Source organism: Candidatus Thiodiazotropha sp. CDECU1 (assembly GCF_963455295.1).
GTDB lineage: Bacteria > Pseudomonadota > Gammaproteobacteria > Chromatiales > Chromatiaceae > Thiodiazotropha.
Map to the genome: position 1 here is coordinate 3,545,060 of NZ_OY734020.1, position 17,309 is coordinate 3,562,368.

The following is a 17,309-nucleotide window of genomic DNA, read 5'->3' on the forward strand; positions in this document are numbered from 1 at the left end:
CCCTCACAGCCCGGATAAACATAACCGGCAAAGAAGTTTGAAAAACTGCACCTGGCTAGGTAAACTACCCGATTCCCTGCCAATTTGGCGGGATTCACGCGTTGACTGGCGTCCTAATTGGGATGCCTTTTTTGTTTTATGGGTATGTACATGGTCGACTCTTTGATGACGACTTACAATCGGTTACCTATAACCTTCCTGCGGGGCGAAGGCGCCCATTTGTGGGATGAACAGGGCCGTTCCTATCTTGACGCCATCGCAGGCATCGCGGTCTGTGGGCTGGGCCATGCTCACCCTGAGATTCGAGACGCCTTGTGTGAACAGGCCGGAACCCTGCTCCACACCTCCAATATCTATGGCATTGCCAATCAGGAGAAGCTGGGCCAAAGACTTTGTGACCTGGCCTCCATGGAGCGGGTATTTTTCGCCAATTCCGGTGCCGAGGCGAATGAAGCGGCGATCAAGATCGCCCGCCTCTATGGCAACAAAAAAGGGGTCAAGAATCCCGCCATCATCGTCATGGACCAGAGTTTCCATGGTCGCACCCTTGCCACCCTGAGCGCCACCGGTAACCGCAAGGTTCAGGCCGGATTCGAACCCCTGGTGCAGGGATTCGTGCGTGTCCCATACAACGATATCGAAGCGATCCTTGAAATAGCCAACAACAGCAACAATGTGGTAGCTGTGCTTGTTGAACCCATCCAGGGCGAGGGCGGAATCAATATCCCCAAAGCGGATTACCTGAACCGGATACGTGAGATTTGCGATGCCAACGAGTGGCTGATGATGCTGGATGAAATCCAGACCGGGATCGGTCGTACCGGTCGCATGTTCAGCCATCAACACAACCATATCATCCCGGATGTCATGACCCTGGCAAAGGGGCTGGGCAACGGCGTTCCTATCGGGGCCTGTCTGGCAAGCGGTGCTGCAGCCGAGGTATTCTCACCCGGGAATCACGGTTCCACCTTTGGCGGCAATCCACTCGCCTGCCGGGTTGCACTGACGGTACTGGATAGCATTGAATCCAACCAGTTGGTAGCCAGGGCCGCCCAACTGGGTGAACGCATGCATAAGGGTTTCCAATCCAGGCTTGGCACACAACAAGGCGTGGCCTCTATTCGTGTCTCCGGGCTTATGATCGGCATCGAACTTGACCGGCCATGCTCCGAGCTCGTAACCCAAGCCCTTGAACAGGGCATATTGATCAATGTCACCGCTGATCGGGTGGTACGACTGCTGCCACCGCTGATCATCAGTGATAGTGAATGCGATGAAATCATCGACATGGTCAGTGGGCTGATCATGGGATACCTCTGATCGCCCGGTTGAGAAAACAATTATGACAAGGCATTTTCTTTCAATTCTCGATCTCAGCAGTGACGAACTGCATGCATTGATTCGCAGAGCCAGTGAGCTCAAACGCATGCAGCACAGAACCGATACCCATACGCCGTTGAAAGGCAAAAACCTCGGCATGATATTCGAGAAGTCATCCACCCGCACCCGTGTCTCCTTCGAAGTGGGCATGTCGCAGCTGGGTGGACACGCCCTGTTTCTCTCTCCCAGGGATACGCAACTGGGACGTGGTGAACCGATCGAAGACAGCGCGCGCGTGTTATCGCGCATGCTCGACATCATCATGATCCGTACCTACGATCAATCGATCCTGGAACGGTTTGCCGCCCATTCCCGGGTACCTGTCATCAATGCCCTCACCGATCTCCTCCATCCCTGCCAACTGCTGGCGGATATGCAGACATATTTCGAGCATCGGGGTGAGATTGGTGACAAACGAGTGGTCTGGATTGGTGACGGTAACAATATGTGCCACTCCTATATCAATGCAGCCAGGCGCTTCGGCTTCCACTTGAATATCGCATGTCCTGAGGGTTACGATCCCGATCAATCGATACTGGAGGCCGCCCAGGATCAGGCCTGTATAGTGAGAGACCCCCTGCAAGCAGCCGTAGGCGCTGACCTGGTAGTCACTGATGTATGGGCCAGCATGGGACAGGAAGAGGAACAGAAACAGCGGGAGAAGGCGTTCGCCCGTTACCAGGTGAACGATGAGCTGATGGCGCAAGCGGCCGATGATGCACTTTTCTTTCACTGCCTGCCTGCCCACCGTGGCGAAGAAGTCAGCGCTTCGGTCATTGACAGAGAAGATAGCGTGGTATGGGACGAAGCGGAAAACCGCCTCCATTCTCAAAAGGCGTTAATGGAGTTTCTTCTACTCGGCAGGTAAACAGCCTTTAAAAAATGTGGCCTGTTTCGAAACTAGGAACGTTGTGAATTGTAAAATGCCCGATATTTGTCGGACTAAGAGGTTGCCATGAAGAGATTCGCTATTTCGATCTTCTGCCTGCTACTACTGCCTGTAGTGGTTCAAGCCAAGACCTACTATGTCACCGACACCTTCAAGATCGCCATGCGTACGGGCGAGAGTATCAAACACCGTATAACCCGGTACATCGATACCGGCACCGCGGTGGACGTTATATCCATCAACAAGGAGTCCGGCTACAGCAAGGTCAGAGTCGGGACGAGAGAGGGCTATGTACTCACCCGCCAGCTGCTGCGCGAGCCGGTGGCACGTACTCAGCTCGAGACCATGCGCAAGGAGATCAATGCGTTAAAGGCGGCGCCGGGAGAACTGCGTCGCAACCTGGCAGATCTGCAAAAGAGTCATCGTGAATTGCTAGCCTCCCACAAGTCACTGCAACAGATTAAAGACAAGCAGGAGCAGGAACTGCAAAGCATCCAGAGAACCGCCTCCAATGCCATACGTATCTCCAACGAGCGCAATGAACTGCGCAAGCAGGTCGCCGACCTGACCCGGGAGGCGGAAGAGCTGAAGCAGGAGAACCGTGACCTCAGCAATCAAGCCACCCGCGACTGGTTCCTCATCGGTGCAGGCGTCATCATCGCAGGGATACTGATTGGACTGATCCTGCCCCATCTTCGTTTTCAGCGCCGACGCAGCTCCTGGGGTTCTCTCTGATTGACTCTCTCCGCCCGCCACCGTAAACCGGCGGTTGCGGACTCCCCTTCCCCTACCGCCAAGCAACCCGGCCGCAGGCGAGTGAAGCATTAAGTTCCTACTGTAAAAGCCGCTAGAACAGCAAGGGGGGGCGATTGCTGTTGTGTCCTCGCTATTGATCTAGGTCCAAACAGATATTCAGGTTCAAACCATGAATGACATCGCTTTCGAATTTGTACAGCAACTGGGCACCGAACTGTCAACCGGCAATCTCAAGCTACCCGCCTTTCCCGACGTTGCGGTTCGCGTCAAGCAGGTCCTGGAGAGTGACGATGTATCCGCCGACAAAGTGGCAAAAGTGGTTGGCAGCGACCCGGTACTCACAGCCAGGCTATTGAAAGTGGCAAATTCAAACTTTGCCAACCGCAGTGGCGCTCAGATCAAGGACCTGCGTACCGCGGTGGCACGCCTGGGTTACGACCTTGCCTACAGTACTGCGGTCTCCATCGCAGTGGAACAGATCATGGATTCGAAGTCTGTGGACACTATTCGGGATCAACTCAAAGCGCTCTGGCAACATAGCGTGAATGTTTCCGCCATTGCCTATGTGATCGCCAAAAATCACTCTAACGTGAATCCCGATGAGGCCATGCTGGCCGGACTACTGCACGATATCGGCAAGTACTACATCTACACCCGGGCCAAGGACCACCCGGAACTGTTCGATAATCCGGAGAGCATCGAGGAACTGCAGAAGAACTGGCACACAGGTATTGGCCACGCCATTCTCGAGGCCTGGCATTTCAGTGATGACATCGCCAATACCGCCAGTGACCATGACGATCTGCAACGCGTGCATCTGGGGAAACCCGATGTCACCGATGTGATTATTACAGCCAATCTGTGTGCCTACTGGGAAAAACTGGGTGACGATTTTGACTGGGACAAGGTTACCGCCAGCCAACGCCTGAACCTCGATCATGCTGCCATTCAGGCCATCCTGGAGGCATCGGGAGAAGAGATACAATCGATCATGCGGGCATTGGGCTGCTAACGGGATTGGCGGGAAGGCGGGTAAACGGCACATCTGTCGCTTATAAAAAAGGCCGCCGGCGATACCGGCGACCTGGTCGTTTAAGCCACTGTGTGGCTACTTCTTATAGGCCGAACAGGCCTTTTTCCTCAGCGCTAGTTGAGTGCCTTTGCTTAGCCAACCGTTTTTTAAGAAACCCTCTTCCAGAAGATTTCATCCGATCAATTCTGGTGCTATCCCATGCAGACATGGGTGCGTTCCCTATTGAATAAGCAGCACTTTTTGTGCCGTTATTCCTGAGTAATTCTCTAGGCATCCACAATAAAATCACTAATCCCTTGATATAAAAGCAATCTATCTACTTGTCATCAACCCAGACCAGGCATGTGGAAACCAAATTGATGCATCGTTTTGCTTATTCAGAGGATGCAGGGAGAGAGTGATTGAACGATTCGTTCAATCCTCATCATGATCCGGTTGAACGGATCGTTTCACTGGACGATCCTTCTCAGGGATGGTGGCTACGCGCTATCGGTTACCAATCTTACCACCTGCCGGGATTGCCCCTAGGCTTTCCCTACATTGTTCAGCTCACCGAGGAACTGGCCGGCTTCTGCTCAGTCGTCACTCTCTTTCTCAGCCGCCACTCCTGGCGGTGGCGACAGATCATATTGAAGCATCATTCGTCTAAGTCGTGGACGTGAAATTTCGAGTATTTCACAAGCTCTACCCCGGTGCCAATCCACAAGATCGAGTACATGCTTGATATGGGCCTTTTCCATCGCCTGCAGGCTGGTGGCACCGGATGCATGGAATGGCTCCCTCTGGCCACCCACATTGATGCCACTGATCTCGGCCGGAAACTGGTCGATGGAGAGGCTGTCGGTCGAACACATCGCCACAGCCTTCATCAGTGCATTCTCCAACTCCCTGACATTCCCGGGCCAATCGTATGCCTGGAGGCAGTTCAAGGACTCAGTTGTGATGTGGGTTACCTTTCGATTCAGCTCATTGTTGATACGCCCCAACAGGGCCTGAACCAATCCCATGATATCCTCTTTTCTCTCCCGCAAGGGTGGCAGATGGATATTCACCACCTGCAGTCGATAGAAGAGATCTTCGCGAAATTTACCCCGACCCACCTCTTCGGAAAGGTTCACGTTCGTGGCGGCAATGATGCGGGCATTGCTCCTCAGAGCCTCCTTGGCACCGAGGGGTGTGAACTCCTTATGTTGGATGACGCGCAGCAGTTTTGCCTGCATGATCGGCGAGAGCTCACCGATTTCGTCGAGAAAGATGGTGCCGTTCTCGGCCAGGGTGAATTTACCCACCTGTTTCGCTACGGCACCGGTAAAAGCACCCTTTTCATGGCCGAACATATCCGACTCTAAAAGTGTTTCGACAATCGCAGCGCAATTGACAACAACAAACGGACCGTCCGGATTATTGCCACTCCGATGTATCGCCCTTGCCACCAACTCCTTACCTGTGCCGGACTCTCCCGTTATCAGCACAGTTGCCGGGCTCATCGCTACCAATCCGATAGTCTTGAAGATCTCTTTCATCGCTCTCGAGTGACCGACCATCGAGAGGGAAGAGAGACTCTCACTGGCGGTATCGACCAACTCTCCCTCGCCTTTCTGGAGTATCTTTTCGATAGCGGCGTCGAACTCGTCGATATCGATCGGCTTGTGGATATAGTCGTCAGCACCCTGTTGCATCGCCTCGATGGTGCTCTCCATGTCGTGGAAGGCGGTGATAACAATTACACGGACACCCGGCAGGGATGACTTAAACTCAGGTAACCCCTCAAGCCCTGACTTACCCGGCATTCGGATATCGAGCACGATCAGATCGGGATGAAACTGTTGCGACTTCTGCAACCCCTCATCCACGCTGTGCGCGATCTCGACACTTTGTCCCAAACCTGAAAGGTGCAACTGTAGGGTCCGGCAAATGGCAAAGTCGTCGTCGACGATGAGAATTCTGGCCATAATCTGGAGTTCTTCGTCTAGTGATTGTTTTTAGATTAATAGAATCCGCAATGTCCTGTCCAATCGCTCAGCCATCAACGGGTGCAGTCGGCAGGCTGACTATGGCGCAGACGCCGCCCTCTCCACGCGATCCCAGCGCAACCTTGCCATGATGCTGATCGGCAATTTGCTTAACAATTGCCAAACCCAACCCGGTACCCTTTGTGCGCGTCGTATAGAAAGGTTCGAAAAGCCGCTCCAACTCCTCATCCGGCAGACCATCGCCATTGTCACATATAGAGACCTGAACTGCGCTGCCTGTCTCACCGAGAACCTGACAGCTATCGATAGTGATCATCCTGTTTTCCACGGAAAGATTCTCCGTTGCTTGTATCGCATTCACGATCAGATTGGAAAATAGTTGTCTTAACTTGTGGGCATCCGCGGGCAGCGCCGGCAAACCGGGCCGATGCTCCACCTTCACCTGCACCCCCGATTCATCGATGCGCCGCTGCAGACTGAGTAGCGTGGTATCAAGCAACTTTTCCATATTCACCCACTCCACATTGACCGCTTCAGGCCTGGCGTAGGTCAGCATATCGGTCAGAATATTCTCCATATAGCGAATCTGATCCAAGGCGATCACGGAGAGTTCGGCCAGTTCACTCTCTGCCTGTTTACTCAACATCTGCATACACATCTTGACCGACGATAATGGGTTCCTCAGGTCATGGGCGATCATACTCGCCATCCTGCCCATGGTTGTGAGTGCCTGGGTGCGTGCCAACTCCTGGTTGTGCCTGTCAATTTCATCCTGCAGTCGCTTGCGCTCGGTGATGTCTTCCTTCACCGCGACATAGTGAGTGATCTCGCCCGCTGGATTCTTGAGTGCTGAGATCGAAGCGGATTCCCAGTAGAGTTCCCCGTTTTTACGCCGGTTGTGGAATTCGCCTCGCCACTCCTCTCCCTCCTTCACGGTGGTCCATAGTTGCGCATACTCCTCCGATTGCATCTCTCCAGACTTGAGCAGATTAGGCCGTTTACCGATAACCTCTTCCGCTTCATATCCCGTGACCTCGGTGAATTTGGGATTGACGTATTCGATCATACCCCTTCTGTCAGTCAGCATCACGATACTGGGGCTTTGCTCAACCGCGTGGGAGAGCTTGCGCACCTTGTCTTCCGCCTTACGCCGATCGGTGACATCCTCACCGATTGCGGTTATACCGATGACCTGTCCCTGGGAATCAGTTGAAAGTGTATTGTGCCAAGCTATCCTGCGATGTCCGCCGTATTTCATTTGCACATCCACCTCAACATCCCGTGAGACATCGCTCTGATTCAACAGTCCCCGAAAGGCGTCTTTCAACGACTGCTTTTCTTGCTGGTGAATAAAACGCTCGATCCAATCGCAATGAAGAACCTCATCCTGCTGCCAACCTGTCAAGCGTAGAAAATAGTCGTTACAAAAGATCAGTTGATTATGCGTATCCAGGCTAATCGCCGCCAATTGCATATTTTCCAATGTCTGCCTGAAGCGCCGTTCATATTCGCTTTGTCGCTGTGCGTTGCGATGTCTCACATTGGCGACGGCCAACAACCAGGAACCGAACAGGAGGACTAACAGAATGGTGAAATAGAGTGGCAGGTGCTGCCCGATGAATTGCCAGAAACCGGGCTTATAACGCCTTTGCGGCACCTGCGAAACCACCTTCCACTGGGACGCATCAGCTGGTATTGCATAGCCACTCTCGCTAATACCGTGCATCGTCTGCGAGGCCACCTTCCAGGGTGTGACCGTCTCGAAAGTCAGCAGTCCCGCTTCGGTTCGCAACTGGCCGGAACCGAGTTCACCAATCGCCTGCCATGCCTGTGCATGCCGTTCGGAAAAACGTCGTTTATGCTCGAGCAGGAAACCCCATTCATCTCTTCCACTGGGACTACTGAGCCAATAACCCTCCGCATTCAACAGATGAATATGATCGGCAATGTTCGCCGCCGCGCGATTGAAATCGTTCAACAGGCGATCGCCCAGATAGTTCAACACCAGGATGCCCTTCTTTAACCCGAGGCTGTTGTAGATGGGCACCGCAAAGCGCATAACGGGTTTGATTGGGCGCTCGATCGCTCCCTCTTCAATGTTCAGATCCAGGGGTGATATATAGATCTCCCCTGGTTTCAATGCCATGGTTTCCAGGAAATAGTAACGTTTTGACTTATCCTGCAGCTGACTCGGTGATACCAGTTGGGGTTGACCCGAAGAGAAATTCACCCGCACACGTTCACGCCCATCAAGGTCTATAAACCTGACCTGGTCGTAGAGGCGTTTCTCCTTGATAAAGGTATAAGAGAGCTGCTCGACTTGATGGGCACGTAATTTACCACCCTCGTCAAATCCCTGCCTTTCGATATAACTGGAAAGAAAGATAAGATCCGAAATAACGTTGGAGAGATCCCTGTTGAGCGCACTGCGAGCCAGTCCCACATTGAGGAGTTCGCTTGACTCCCAAGTCACCCGTTCCGTTTCCGAGATGGTGTAGTAGTGGACATAGGCCCCAATGGCCAGGGTTGCCGCGAAGGGAATCAGGATCGCAAGAAACTGCTTCAGCCAGTCCAAATTCAGCACTGATCCGTAGTACCGGTTCATCTGCCCGCACGCATCAGGCCACCCAACCCCATCTCTTCCAGGGCGTTGCCCAGTAGCTGTTTGACTTCGGAGACCTTTTCACAGCGTAATGCCGCCTGTAGCAACTCCCGGGCTCTGGAACGGGAGACCGAACGCAGCACCCACTTCACCCGCAACAAACTGCCCCCGTTCATACTCAGACTGTCCACCCCCATGCCGATCAGGAGCACAGCGGCAGCGGGATTACCCGCCATCTCCCCACATACACTGACTTCGCGCTGAAAATCCTTGGCCCCTTTGACGATTTGGATCAGTGCCCGCAACACCGCAGGATGCATGTCGTCGTAGATGTCCGCCACATGGGCATTGTTCCTATCCACTGCCAGCAGATACTGGGTCAGGTCATTGGTGCCGACAGAGACGAAATCGATCCGCCGTGCCAGGGCATCGACCTGATAGACGGCCGCCGGCACTTCGATCATCACCCCGATCTTCGGCATGGTGACGGCGAAGCCCTCTTCCATCAATTCATCATGGGCGCGCTGGATCAGCAACAGGGCGTCGTCCACCTCCTGGACATGGCTGATCATCGGCAGCAGAAGCCGCACGTTATTCAGTCCGATGGCAGCACGCAGTATAGCCCGTACCTGGGTAAGGAATATCTCGGGATGATCCAGGGAGATGCGGATTCCCCGCCAACCCAGAAACGGGTTCGACTCCTCCACCGGAAAGTATGGGAGGGGTTTATCGCCACCGATATCGAGGGTACGAATGGTGACCGGGCGGGGGTGAAATGCGCTCAACACCCTCTGATAGTTGGTCACCTGCACCGACTCGCCGGGAAAGCTGTCGCGCACCATGAATGGCAGTTCGGTGCGATACAGGCCCACCCCCTCGGACTCCTCGCTAACCTGGGAGCTCAGCTCGGAGATCAAACCGGTATTCATATACAACGGCACCTTGGCGCCATCCGTGGTTTCGCAAGGCAGGTCCTTCTCCGCTTCGAGCTCTTTGAAGAGGGCCAAATCCTCACTGGCAAGACGTTGATACTCCTGGATCACCGAAGGGGGTGGAGAGACATACAGACGACCCAGGTAGCCCTCCAGAATCACGAAGCGGCCATCGACCCGATTGACCGGCAGATCGCTAAGCCCCATCACGGCCGGCACATTCATCGCCCGTGCCAATATGGCCAGGTGGGAAAAGCTGGCCCCCTGGGCTGAGACGACACCGGCCAGCCGCCCCTTTGGCACCTCGGCCATCTGCATTGCGCTGACATCATCGCCAACCAGTACCGTGTTCTCGGGATAGTCGATGGGTCCAACCACCTTCTGCTGCAGATACATCAGAATACGCCGTCCCAGATCCCTTACATCGGAGGCGCGCTCCCGCAGATAGATATCCTCCATGGCGTCAAACACCTTGGCGTGTTCCTCGATGGTTTCTCGCAACGCCCCCGGTGCCCAGTTGCCCTCATGGATTCTCCTCACCGTGCCGCCGATCAGGGAGTCGCCCCCCAGCATCATCAACCAGGCGTCGAACAGGGCCCGGTCCTCCACCGGAAGCGTCTCTTCAAAACGATCCTCTATCGCCATCAGATCCTCTACCACCGCGGCGACCGCAGTGCGGAATTCCTCCTCTTCACTATCAGGATCCTTGCTCGACCGGTCCGGCACCGCATCCAGATCTGCGGGGGGATAGACGACGACAGCGGTACCCAGCGCCACACCCGGGGACCCCGGTCTACCCTGGAGAAAACGGTTGGGTGGCGCCATGTCATCCTCGGGCACCAGATCGCCGCTGGCCTGGGCATGGGTAATGGCCCCAGCGAGCTGCGCCGCAAGGGTGAAAAGAAAGGTCACCTCCTGATCCTCGAAACTGCGCTGGATATGCTGACGTACCACCAATACACCCAACACCCTGCGATTCTGGATGATGGGCACCCCCAGAAAGCCCTTGTACTGAGTCTCGCCCGTCTCATGGGTAAACAGATAGCGGCTGTGGCTCGGCGCATCCGCCAAGTTGACCGGTTCCGCCCGTTCACAGACCAGGCCGATGAGCCCACGGTGGTAGGGCAGTCTCACCTTGCCTATCGCATCCCGATGCAAGCCCTCGGTAGCCATCAGCACATGCTCACGGCGCTCAAAATCGGTAAGGTAGACGGAACAGACATCGGTGCTGATCGCCCCCTTTACCTGAGATACGATGATCTCAAGGGCCTTTACCAGGTCGGGCGCTGCATTGACCTCTTTGACGATACGATGCAGGGTATCAAGCATGCACGTGGTCCTTAGGTGTATGGTTGGAACCAGAGAAAATCAGGACCTCCAGTACTATAACGATTGTTGTCTGTCGAGGAAGTGCGATTCAACGCCGCTGCTGTCTTAAATAGTTGGTATGGAATCGATTCGGAGACCCTTCCGGATAGAGCAGGGGCGCCAGCTCTTCCAGCGCCTTGGTGTAGACATTACGCTTGAAGTAGATCACCTCGCGGATGGGCTGCCAGTACTTGACCCAGCGCCACTCCTCGAATTCAGGGGTCTCGCAACCATCGAGACAGAAGGCATCCTCTCCGCATTGGGCTCGCAGTAGAAACCAGATCTGCTTCTGGCCAATGCACAGGGGCTCGCTATTGCGGCGGATATAGCGTTCCGGCAGACGATAGCGCAGCCAGTTGCGGGTTGAACCCATGATCTCGACCTGCTCCGCCGCGAGTCCCACCTCCTCTTGCAACTCACGAAACATCGCCTCTTCAGGGGTTTCGTCAGATTTTATACCACCTTGCGGGAACTGCCAGGCATCCTGTCCGACCCGACGCCCCCAGAATAGCTGGCGATTGTCATTACACAGGATGATACCTACATTGGGTCGAAAACCGTCAGTGTCAATCAAGGTAGAAGCCAAAGCATTGCAAGATCTCAGTATAGATTCTTCCATATTCGCCCTTGAGCAGCAAGGCGGCTTAACATAAGCCTTTGCTAATTATGGATATTCCGTTACTGTTCATAACCTAATCCTGGAAAATGTCGTAATCGTGCGAATTGAGAAGGTAGTTAGGGCATAGTATCAACATGGCATTGGCAATCTTTGATCTCGATAACACCCTCTTGGCCGGTGACTCGGATTACCTCTGGGGTGAGTTCCTGGTTGAGAAAGGCATCGTGGATGGAGAGACCTACAAGCAGGAGAATGATCGTTTCTACCAGGAGTATAAGGCGGGTTGTCTGGATATCTTCGAGTTTCAGCGCTTCTCCCTGAGGCCCCTGCGGGAAAACACCATGCAAAACCTGCTCGCTTGGCGCAGCGAGTTTCTCGAATCAAAGATCTCGCCCATCATCAGCCCCCAATCGCGCCAACTGGTGGAGAAACACCGTCATGCCGGGGATACACTGCTGATCATTACCGCCACGAATGCATTTGTTACCTCCCCGATCGCCCAGCAGTACGGTATCGAGCATCTGATCGCCACCGAGCCGGAGCGGTTGGATGGGCACTATACTGGAGAGGTGGCGGGGGAACCCAGCTTCAAGGAAGGCAAGGTGAATCGCCTCAACAGTTGGTTGCACGAGCATCGAGAGGGTCTGCGAGGAAGCTGGTTCTACAGCGATTCACACAACGATCTTCCTCTTCTGGAAACCGTGGAACACCCGGTTGCCGTGGATCCTGACGAAACCCTGGCCGAAATCGCCAGGACACGTAACTGGGAGATACTGCTGTTACACAGTTAACCAGGGCCTGTGATCAACTATCCAATCTACTCAGCTGATGCAACTGTATTCGCTGACAAGGAGATTCATAATGGGTAACACCGCTTTTTTTGCCGTACTGATCGTACTCATACTCGGTATCTTGTATGTGATGAAGAGCAGTGACAATCCCCCTGAAACCAACATCCATCAGACACCGAAGGAGTACATCGAGATGGTGGAAAAGAGAAAGGCCGAGCGGATCTCGGCGGAAAAGGCCCAGCAGCAGGCGTCACAGGGCCAGCCAGAGAAGCCCTCAGAGACTCAACGCTGACAAAAGGGCCGATGGTCCGGATTCTCCACCGCGGCCGCTACGGCATCCACGAACTCGCCCAGCTCATGGGGGGAGACCGCATCCAGTAAACGCTGCATCAGCTTGGGATCAACAGCAGCTTGAACGACCCGTCCGTCAGCCAGGGTAACATTCACACCAGCCACATGCTGATGAGCCTCTCCTTCCCTCTCCGCGACCAAGGCCTCGTTGTTATCCAGCAGCTGATCGTAATAGGCCTCGATCTTGGCATCCATCGCGTCATCCAGGTCTTCCGGCAATGCAACCAGCCAACCATCCTCCCCAACAGAGGTCTCCGGCTCCAGACCCAGCTGGCGTAAATAGTCGACGAAGCCACACCATGAAGACTCATCGAACAGGATATATTCCAGCATAGAAATCCATACCTCCTCAGCAGACTCACGTATTGAGCCCCTACCCCGGTTATGCTCAATCTAACCGATAAGCAGGGAGTGTACCCCATGAAGAGAAATAATTTTCTGGTCTCGATGCTGCAGATGACAGGTTTGGCACCACGCTTCACGCCTTACACTCTGAGTTTCACCAGACGGCGCCGGGTAATGCTTCAGGAATCACCCCTGGCGGGTTATCAGTACCATCGCGCCGCGTCGATCTGGCCCTTTCTCCAAGTCGGTGAACAACTTCATCTCAAGCGTGAGCCCAGTAATCCCCATGACCCCTATGCCATTGCCGTGTGGTTCAAGAATGAGCATCTGGGTTACATACCCCGCCGCGAAAATCGCACCCTGGCCCGATTGTTGGACCAGGGTGAGCTGTTGGAGACCACCATCGTGCGTCTTTTGGAAGAGGAGAATCCATGGCGCAAGATTCGTTTTCGTGTCGAGTGGCTACATCAATAATATCGCACTACCGATCCATCACATCGGTTCGATTCGAATCATAACCCCTAACGAATGCGCAAACCGCCCCAGGGATCGGCACCGGCATCCACATGTTCCACTTCGATTCGAATCGGCCGTGTGATGCTCTTCAAGGTCAGATCACCAATGAGAGTGGCCTTGTCCTTGCCATCTTCTATATATGAGCTACTGATGAATCTGGCTTACGGATATGCCGCAACATTCAGAAAGTCCTCATCCCTGAAATGTTTGTCCCGTTCGGCATGGTTGGAGTCGATACACCTGGTATCGATCATGGCTTCAATCTTCGCTTCGGAGGGTTTGCTTTCTGTATAGCTGATCTCGCCGGAAAATGCATTGAAACGCCCGGTCAACCAGCTGAAATCAAGATGGCTTATTTTGAATTGGATATAGGCATGGCCACTTTCTGTGTCGATGACATAATCCGATGCCAAAACCGGCTGCAACGAGCTGGAGCAGAGGAAGATAAGCAGCAGTGATTTGGTGGGAATCTTAATCATACTCCGCTCAATTAAATTTATGGATCCAGATCAAATAAGTTTTGCTTATTCTCCCTGATTTTAATCAAACATTATTCAGTTAATTGATTGTTAAAAACACCATAAACAGACCCAATGAGAATGTAATTAATGAACGGGATTTAATTTCATTTTCAAGCTTTTTTAAAGTTTTTTTAGATTCAACTCTCACATACGAGTTCGACCAGTTCTCACTTCTTGCACACCCTTTCTTGCAGCAACTAAAAGGCAAGGGTATCAGGTGTTATTTCGGATATTTTTAACAAACTAAATTTCATATTTTCGAGCTTATTCACACTGTGGAGCGGCGCAACAAAATGTGTGAAATTCGTCCTACAAAACTGTGATCTTGTGAGTGAATAAAAGCAGGTGTTGACCGCCATAGTTAGCAACCAAAGGATTCCGCAATTGAGGTTGTACAATGAAAGCTCGTCACACTCTTCTACCACTAGTTCTACTTCCCGCACTTTTTTTAACCCAGATGACCCAACTGCAAGCTGGGCAGGTCTATCAAGAGAGCTATTCCAAACTTAGTGATTCGTTTAGTTTCGACAAAGCCGTATGGAGAAAACGAAAAGCACTACTGGTTCTCAAGGGCAGTGGAACTCCTGGTACAAAGGTAGACGCCTTCATCGCCGGTACAGACACTTATCTGGGAACAAAAAAAGTCAACAGACGTGGCTATTGGAGATTTAAATTCTACAACCCAGCCGCTGTACCCTGTAGCGTTAGTGTTGGAAATGGGGCTTCGGCTTTGGAAATGGCGGTCACCCGCGCACCTGCCGATTGCCTCAGCGGCGCAGAACCACCCGTTGAGGAGACTCCGCCTGAAGTCGTTGAAGAACCTGAGACTCCGCCTGAAGTCGTTGAAGAACCTGAGACTCCGCCTGAAGTCGTTGAAGAACCTGAGACTCCGCCTGAAGTCGTTGAAGAACCTGAGACACCTGTCGAAGACCCGGAGCCGGTGGTTGAGAATTCAGCGCCCGTAATATACGGCGCACCGGCCACCTCTGTCGCAGAAGGTACCGGCTATCATTTTGCACCCCAGGCCAGCGATGCTGACGGCGACAACCTGACCTTCTCCATCGTCAATCCACCAAGCTGGGCCAACTTCAACAACTCTACCGGTGTACTCAGCGGCACACCTGGTTACGACTCGGCCGGTACAACCAGCAATATCCTTATCAGTGTTTCCGACGGTAGCGCCGTGGCAGCCTTGAGTGCCTTCAGCATCAACGTCAGCAACACCAATCGCGCACCCAGCATCGACGGCTCACCTGCCACCAATAGCGATGAAGGGAGTGCATACAGCTTCACACCAGGGTCATACGATCCTGATGGCGACGACCTCACATTCTCAATCAGCAATCAGCCAAACTGGGCAAGCTTTAATCCTAATAATGGAAGCCTCAGCGGTACGCCTGATTCAGAGTCAGCAGGTAGTTACCCGAACATCGTCATCTCTGTATCCGACGGTAGCGAGAGGGTAAGCCTGGATGGATTCACCATCACTATCAATGATGTACCAGAACCTAACACCGCGCCTGTGATCAGTGGCACAGCCGAATCCAGCGTCATAGCCGGAAACGAATACCGGTTCGCGCCCAATGCCTCCGATGCTGACAATGACGATCTCTCCTTCAGTGTTTCGAATCTACCGTCTTGGGCAGACTTCAACTCCACTACCGGTGTATTCAGCGGCCTGCCCAGCAGCGAGGACGTCGGTGTCTACAACAGCATCGTCATCACAGTCACTGATGGAACCGCCACTGCTTCACTGAGCCCACTCAGCATCACGGTGGTGGAACCCGAACCCACGGTAGGCGACATAGCACTCGGTTGGGTTCCTCCATCAACTCGTACTGACGGCGCAACCCTCGACATGAGCGAGATTGCCGGGTACAAGATCTACATGGGAACGACTGCTGACAATCTGGAGCAGATCGTTGACTTGGCTGATTGCACCATCCAAGAGTATCTGGTTGAAAATCTGGATGTCGGCGACTACTACTTTGCAGTCACAACCTACGATCTAGATGGAAACGAGAGTGACTTCTCCAATGTCGCCATGAAGAGCACGATGTAGCAGGTGAAGTATGTGACCTTGAATATAGCTTCAGTCGAATAGTCGATTGGTTGGCTATACACGCACCGGATTCCAAGGATTGCCATCCTTGAATTCGGTGCACTTTTTCTACGGCACAGACAATATAGCATGCTCACCTTGTCTATTGCGTCTACGTCAATATCATAAAAAACAAAAAGTAAATTCGGGAGAAAGAGATTAATATAATTTCTGTTTTAAGGTTGCTGATAATTTTACTCTGTCTCGCTTGTGCATTGACCTGAAAGGGATAGAGACCGAACCGATTCTAATAAAGATAACCTTATCCCTCTTTAACCTAAGCTTAAACTGCGCGGCGCATACCATTAGGGCCTGTAGTCATAGACGTCAGTTACGTATCAATTCTTATCCGTTATGCTCACCTGAACATCATCCACCCAAGCCGTACCAGCATCATTCAAGACTGCTGTGATCTGTAATTGAGCCGTATTGGCTGGGATAACGCCTGTAACTGATATCCGTTGCCAATTGTTGGTCCCTGTGACTGCTTCGCTAGCGATATTGCTAATGACCTTTCGGTTGGCTTTTCGAAACACCAGATTGAGGTCGAATCCATCCGGACCCAGGTTTTCGCTTTTGATCATGGCGGTCAGCTTAATGGTTTTTCCCATGGCATTATCGAGCGGCAACCATTGATAGATCATTCCCCAAGACTGAACCAGTTCGCGCTCGATACGATAACTGTTGTTGCCATCTGTACTGTTGGTTGTGTCGATGGATACTGCGTACGCTGGTTTTCCTGCATGCTGTGAAAACCCCCAGCCTTCAAGGTATTGATCGGATTGTTCAAAGCTCGGATTGTTAAGGGGCACCGAAGTGGTTTGCGGTGGATTGGTACCCTCGCTGCAGGCGCTAAACATTAACGATGTAGTGACTATTAAAGAAACAGCTAGTAACTCTGCGAGCCCCATAGAAACAACTCCGAAAAGAACGCTTTTCTTGCATGTCATCATATATTCATCCGGTTCTATTGTGTCAGTCCACCCTATGAGTGACTTCCTTTGTAACTCTCTGGAACTCAGAGTAAAAATCGGCACTACCACTTACTGGAATAAACACCAATAGCAGTCCAGTAGCGCTTTCATGTTTATGGAACTGATGCTGCATAGCCGGGAACCAATCAGTCCCAAAA

General features: G+C 52.8%; 15 protein-coding genes. 8 read left to right on the forward strand and 7 right to left on the reverse strand.

From position 1 onward, the window contains the following. Positions 1 to 150 precede the first annotated feature (150 nt). The 4 genes from R2K28_RS16145 (at position 151) to R2K28_RS16160 (ending at position 4,037) form a co-directional block, all read left to right on the forward strand. Positions 151 to 1,320, forward strand: a complete 1,170-nt coding sequence (locus R2K28_RS16145; RefSeq protein ID WP_316369764.1) for an aspartate aminotransferase family protein — start codon at positions 151 to 153, stop codon at positions 1,318 to 1,320. A 22-nt stretch (positions 1,321 to 1,342) separates the two neighbouring features. After that, positions 1,343 to 2,248, forward strand: coding sequence for an ornithine carbamoyltransferase (argF, locus tag R2K28_RS16150; RefSeq protein ID WP_316366043.1), 906 nt, complete (start codon positions 1,343 to 1,345; stop codon positions 2,246 to 2,248). Between the two features lie 87 nt (positions 2,249 to 2,335). Then, the gene (locus tag R2K28_RS16155) at positions 2,336 to 3,004 is read left to right on the forward strand and encodes a TIGR04211 family SH3 domain-containing protein (protein WP_316366045.1); all 669 of its coding nucleotides are present in this window, start codon (positions 2,336 to 2,338) and stop codon (positions 3,002 to 3,004) included. A gap of 190 nt (positions 3,005 to 3,194) precedes the next feature. Continuing rightward, positions 3,195 to 4,037 (forward strand): HDOD domain-containing protein, encoded by an 843-nt coding sequence (locus tag R2K28_RS16160; protein ID WP_316366047.1) that lies wholly within the window; start codon positions 3,195 to 3,197, stop codon positions 4,035 to 4,037. A gap of 596 nt (positions 4,038 to 4,633) precedes the next feature. On the opposite strand, the gene R2K28_RS16165 is transcribed toward R2K28_RS16160, so the two are convergent. The 4 genes from R2K28_RS16165 to R2K28_RS16180 all read right to left on the reverse strand — a co-directional run bounded on the left by R2K28_RS16165 (position 4,634) and on the right by R2K28_RS16180 (position 11,552). After that, the gene (locus tag R2K28_RS16165) at positions 4,634 to 6,010 is read right to left on the reverse strand and encodes a sigma-54-dependent transcriptional regulator (protein WP_316366049.1); all 1,377 of its coding nucleotides are present in this window, start codon (positions 6,008 to 6,010) and stop codon (positions 4,634 to 4,636) included. A gap of 67 nt (positions 6,011 to 6,077) precedes the next feature. Next, the gene (locus R2K28_RS16170; protein WP_316366051.1) at positions 6,078 to 8,636 is read right to left on the reverse strand and encodes a PAS domain S-box protein; all 2,559 of its coding nucleotides are present in this window, start codon (positions 8,634 to 8,636) and stop codon (positions 6,078 to 6,080) included. After that, positions 8,633 to 10,894: a phosphoenolpyruvate--protein phosphotransferase gene (gene ptsP, locus R2K28_RS16175; RefSeq protein WP_316366052.1), complete on the reverse strand. Its 2,262-nt coding sequence runs from the start codon at positions 10,892 to 10,894 to the stop codon at positions 8,633 to 8,635. Before ptsP ends, R2K28_RS16170 begins: the two co-directional genes overlap by 4 nt. An 88-nt stretch (positions 10,895 to 10,982) precedes the next feature. Further along, entirely contained in the window at positions 10,983 to 11,552 is a 570-nt protein-coding gene (locus R2K28_RS16180) for an RNA pyrophosphohydrolase (protein WP_316366054.1), read from the reverse strand. A gap of 134 nt (positions 11,553 to 11,686) precedes the next feature. Between R2K28_RS16180 and R2K28_RS16185 the strand changes: the two genes are divergently transcribed. Next, entirely contained in the window at positions 11,687 to 12,343 is a 657-nt protein-coding gene (locus R2K28_RS16185) for an HAD family hydrolase (RefSeq protein WP_316366056.1), read from the forward strand. A 70-nt stretch (positions 12,344 to 12,413) separates the two neighbouring features. Continuing rightward, positions 12,414 to 12,635: a hypothetical protein gene (locus R2K28_RS16190; RefSeq protein ID WP_116447578.1), complete on the forward strand. Its 222-nt coding sequence runs from the start codon at positions 12,414 to 12,416 to the stop codon at positions 12,633 to 12,635. On the opposite strand, the gene R2K28_RS16195 is transcribed toward R2K28_RS16190, so the two are convergent. Continuing rightward, positions 12,626 to 13,027, reverse strand: coding sequence for a hypothetical protein (locus tag R2K28_RS16195; RefSeq protein ID WP_316366058.1), 402 nt, complete (start codon positions 13,025 to 13,027; stop codon positions 12,626 to 12,628). The two genes, R2K28_RS16190 and R2K28_RS16195, sit on opposite strands and share 10 nt — an antisense overlap. Before the next feature lie 87 nt (positions 13,028 to 13,114). On the opposite strand from R2K28_RS16195, the gene R2K28_RS16200 reads away from it, so the two are divergent. Continuing rightward, complete coding sequence (locus R2K28_RS16200; RefSeq protein WP_316366060.1) at positions 13,115 to 13,513, forward strand: HIRAN domain-containing protein; 399 nt, start codon at positions 13,115 to 13,117, stop codon at positions 13,511 to 13,513. 203 nt (positions 13,514 to 13,716) lie between these two features. On the opposite strand, the gene R2K28_RS16205 is transcribed toward R2K28_RS16200, so the two are convergent. Then, positions 13,717 to 14,034 carry a YceI family protein gene (locus R2K28_RS16205; RefSeq protein WP_316366062.1) on the reverse strand — a complete coding sequence of 106 codons (318 nt, stop codon included), beginning with the start codon at positions 14,032 to 14,034 and terminating at the stop codon, positions 13,717 to 13,719. A gap of 778 nt (positions 14,035 to 14,812) precedes the next feature. On the opposite strand from R2K28_RS16205, the gene R2K28_RS16210 reads away from it, so the two are divergent. Beyond that, complete coding sequence (locus R2K28_RS16210; RefSeq protein WP_316366064.1) at positions 14,813 to 16,138, forward strand: putative Ig domain-containing protein; 1,326 nt, start codon at positions 14,813 to 14,815, stop codon at positions 16,136 to 16,138. Between the two features lie 377 nt (positions 16,139 to 16,515). Here R2K28_RS16210 and R2K28_RS16215 read toward each other — a convergent pair whose 3' ends face one another. Continuing rightward, positions 16,516 to 17,130: a hypothetical protein gene (locus R2K28_RS16215; RefSeq protein ID WP_316366065.1), complete on the reverse strand. Its 615-nt coding sequence runs from the start codon at positions 17,128 to 17,130 to the stop codon at positions 16,516 to 16,518. Positions 17,131 to 17,309: the final 179 nt, after the last annotated feature.

Excerpts from the sequence above, each read along its gene's own strand:
- R2K28_RS16165 (WP_316366049.1), bottom strand. The coding sequence starts at position 6,010 with ATGGCCAGAATTCTCATCGTCGACGACGACTTTGCCATTTGCCGGACC.
- R2K28_RS16145 (WP_316369764.1), top strand. The coding sequence starts at position 151 with ATGGTCGACTCTTTGATGACGACTTACAATCGGTTACCTATAACCTTC.
- R2K28_RS16185 (WP_316366056.1), top strand. The coding sequence starts at position 11,687 with ATGGCATTGGCAATCTTTGATCTCGATAACACCCTCTTGGCCGGTGAC.
- R2K28_RS16180 (WP_316366054.1), bottom strand. The coding sequence starts at position 11,552 with ATGGAAGAATCTATACTGAGATCTTGCAATGCTTTGGCTTCTACCTTG.
- R2K28_RS16200 (WP_316366060.1), top strand. The coding sequence starts at position 13,115 with ATGAAGAGAAATAATTTTCTGGTCTCGATGCTGCAGATGACAGGTTTG.
- R2K28_RS16160 (WP_316366047.1), top strand. The coding sequence starts at position 3,195 with ATGAATGACATCGCTTTCGAATTTGTACAGCAACTGGGCACCGAACTG.
- R2K28_RS16170 (WP_316366051.1), bottom strand. The coding sequence starts at position 8,636 with ATGAACCGGTACTACGGATCAGTGCTGAATTTGGACTGGCTGAAGCAG.
- R2K28_RS16215 (WP_316366065.1), bottom strand. The coding sequence starts at position 17,130 with ATGATGACATGCAAGAAAAGCGTTCTTTTCGGAGTTGTTTCTATGGGG.
- R2K28_RS16210 (WP_316366064.1), top strand. The coding sequence starts at position 14,813 with ATGGCGGTCACCCGCGCACCTGCCGATTGCCTCAGCGGCGCAGAACCA.
- R2K28_RS16195 (WP_316366058.1), bottom strand. The coding sequence starts at position 13,027 with ATGCTGGAATATATCCTGTTCGATGAGTCTTCATGGTGTGGCTTCGTC.
- R2K28_RS16205 (WP_316366062.1), bottom strand. The coding sequence starts at position 14,034 with ATGATTAAGATTCCCACCAAATCACTGCTGCTTATCTTCCTCTGCTCC.
- R2K28_RS16155 (WP_316366045.1), top strand. The coding sequence starts at position 2,336 with ATGAAGAGATTCGCTATTTCGATCTTCTGCCTGCTACTACTGCCTGTA.
- ptsP (WP_316366052.1), bottom strand. The coding sequence starts at position 10,894 with ATGCTTGATACCCTGCATCGTATCGTCAAAGAGGTCAATGCAGCGCCC.
- R2K28_RS16190 (WP_116447578.1), top strand. The coding sequence starts at position 12,414 with ATGGGTAACACCGCTTTTTTTGCCGTACTGATCGTACTCATACTCGGT.
- argF (WP_316366043.1), top strand. The coding sequence starts at position 1,343 with ATGACAAGGCATTTTCTTTCAATTCTCGATCTCAGCAGTGACGAACTG.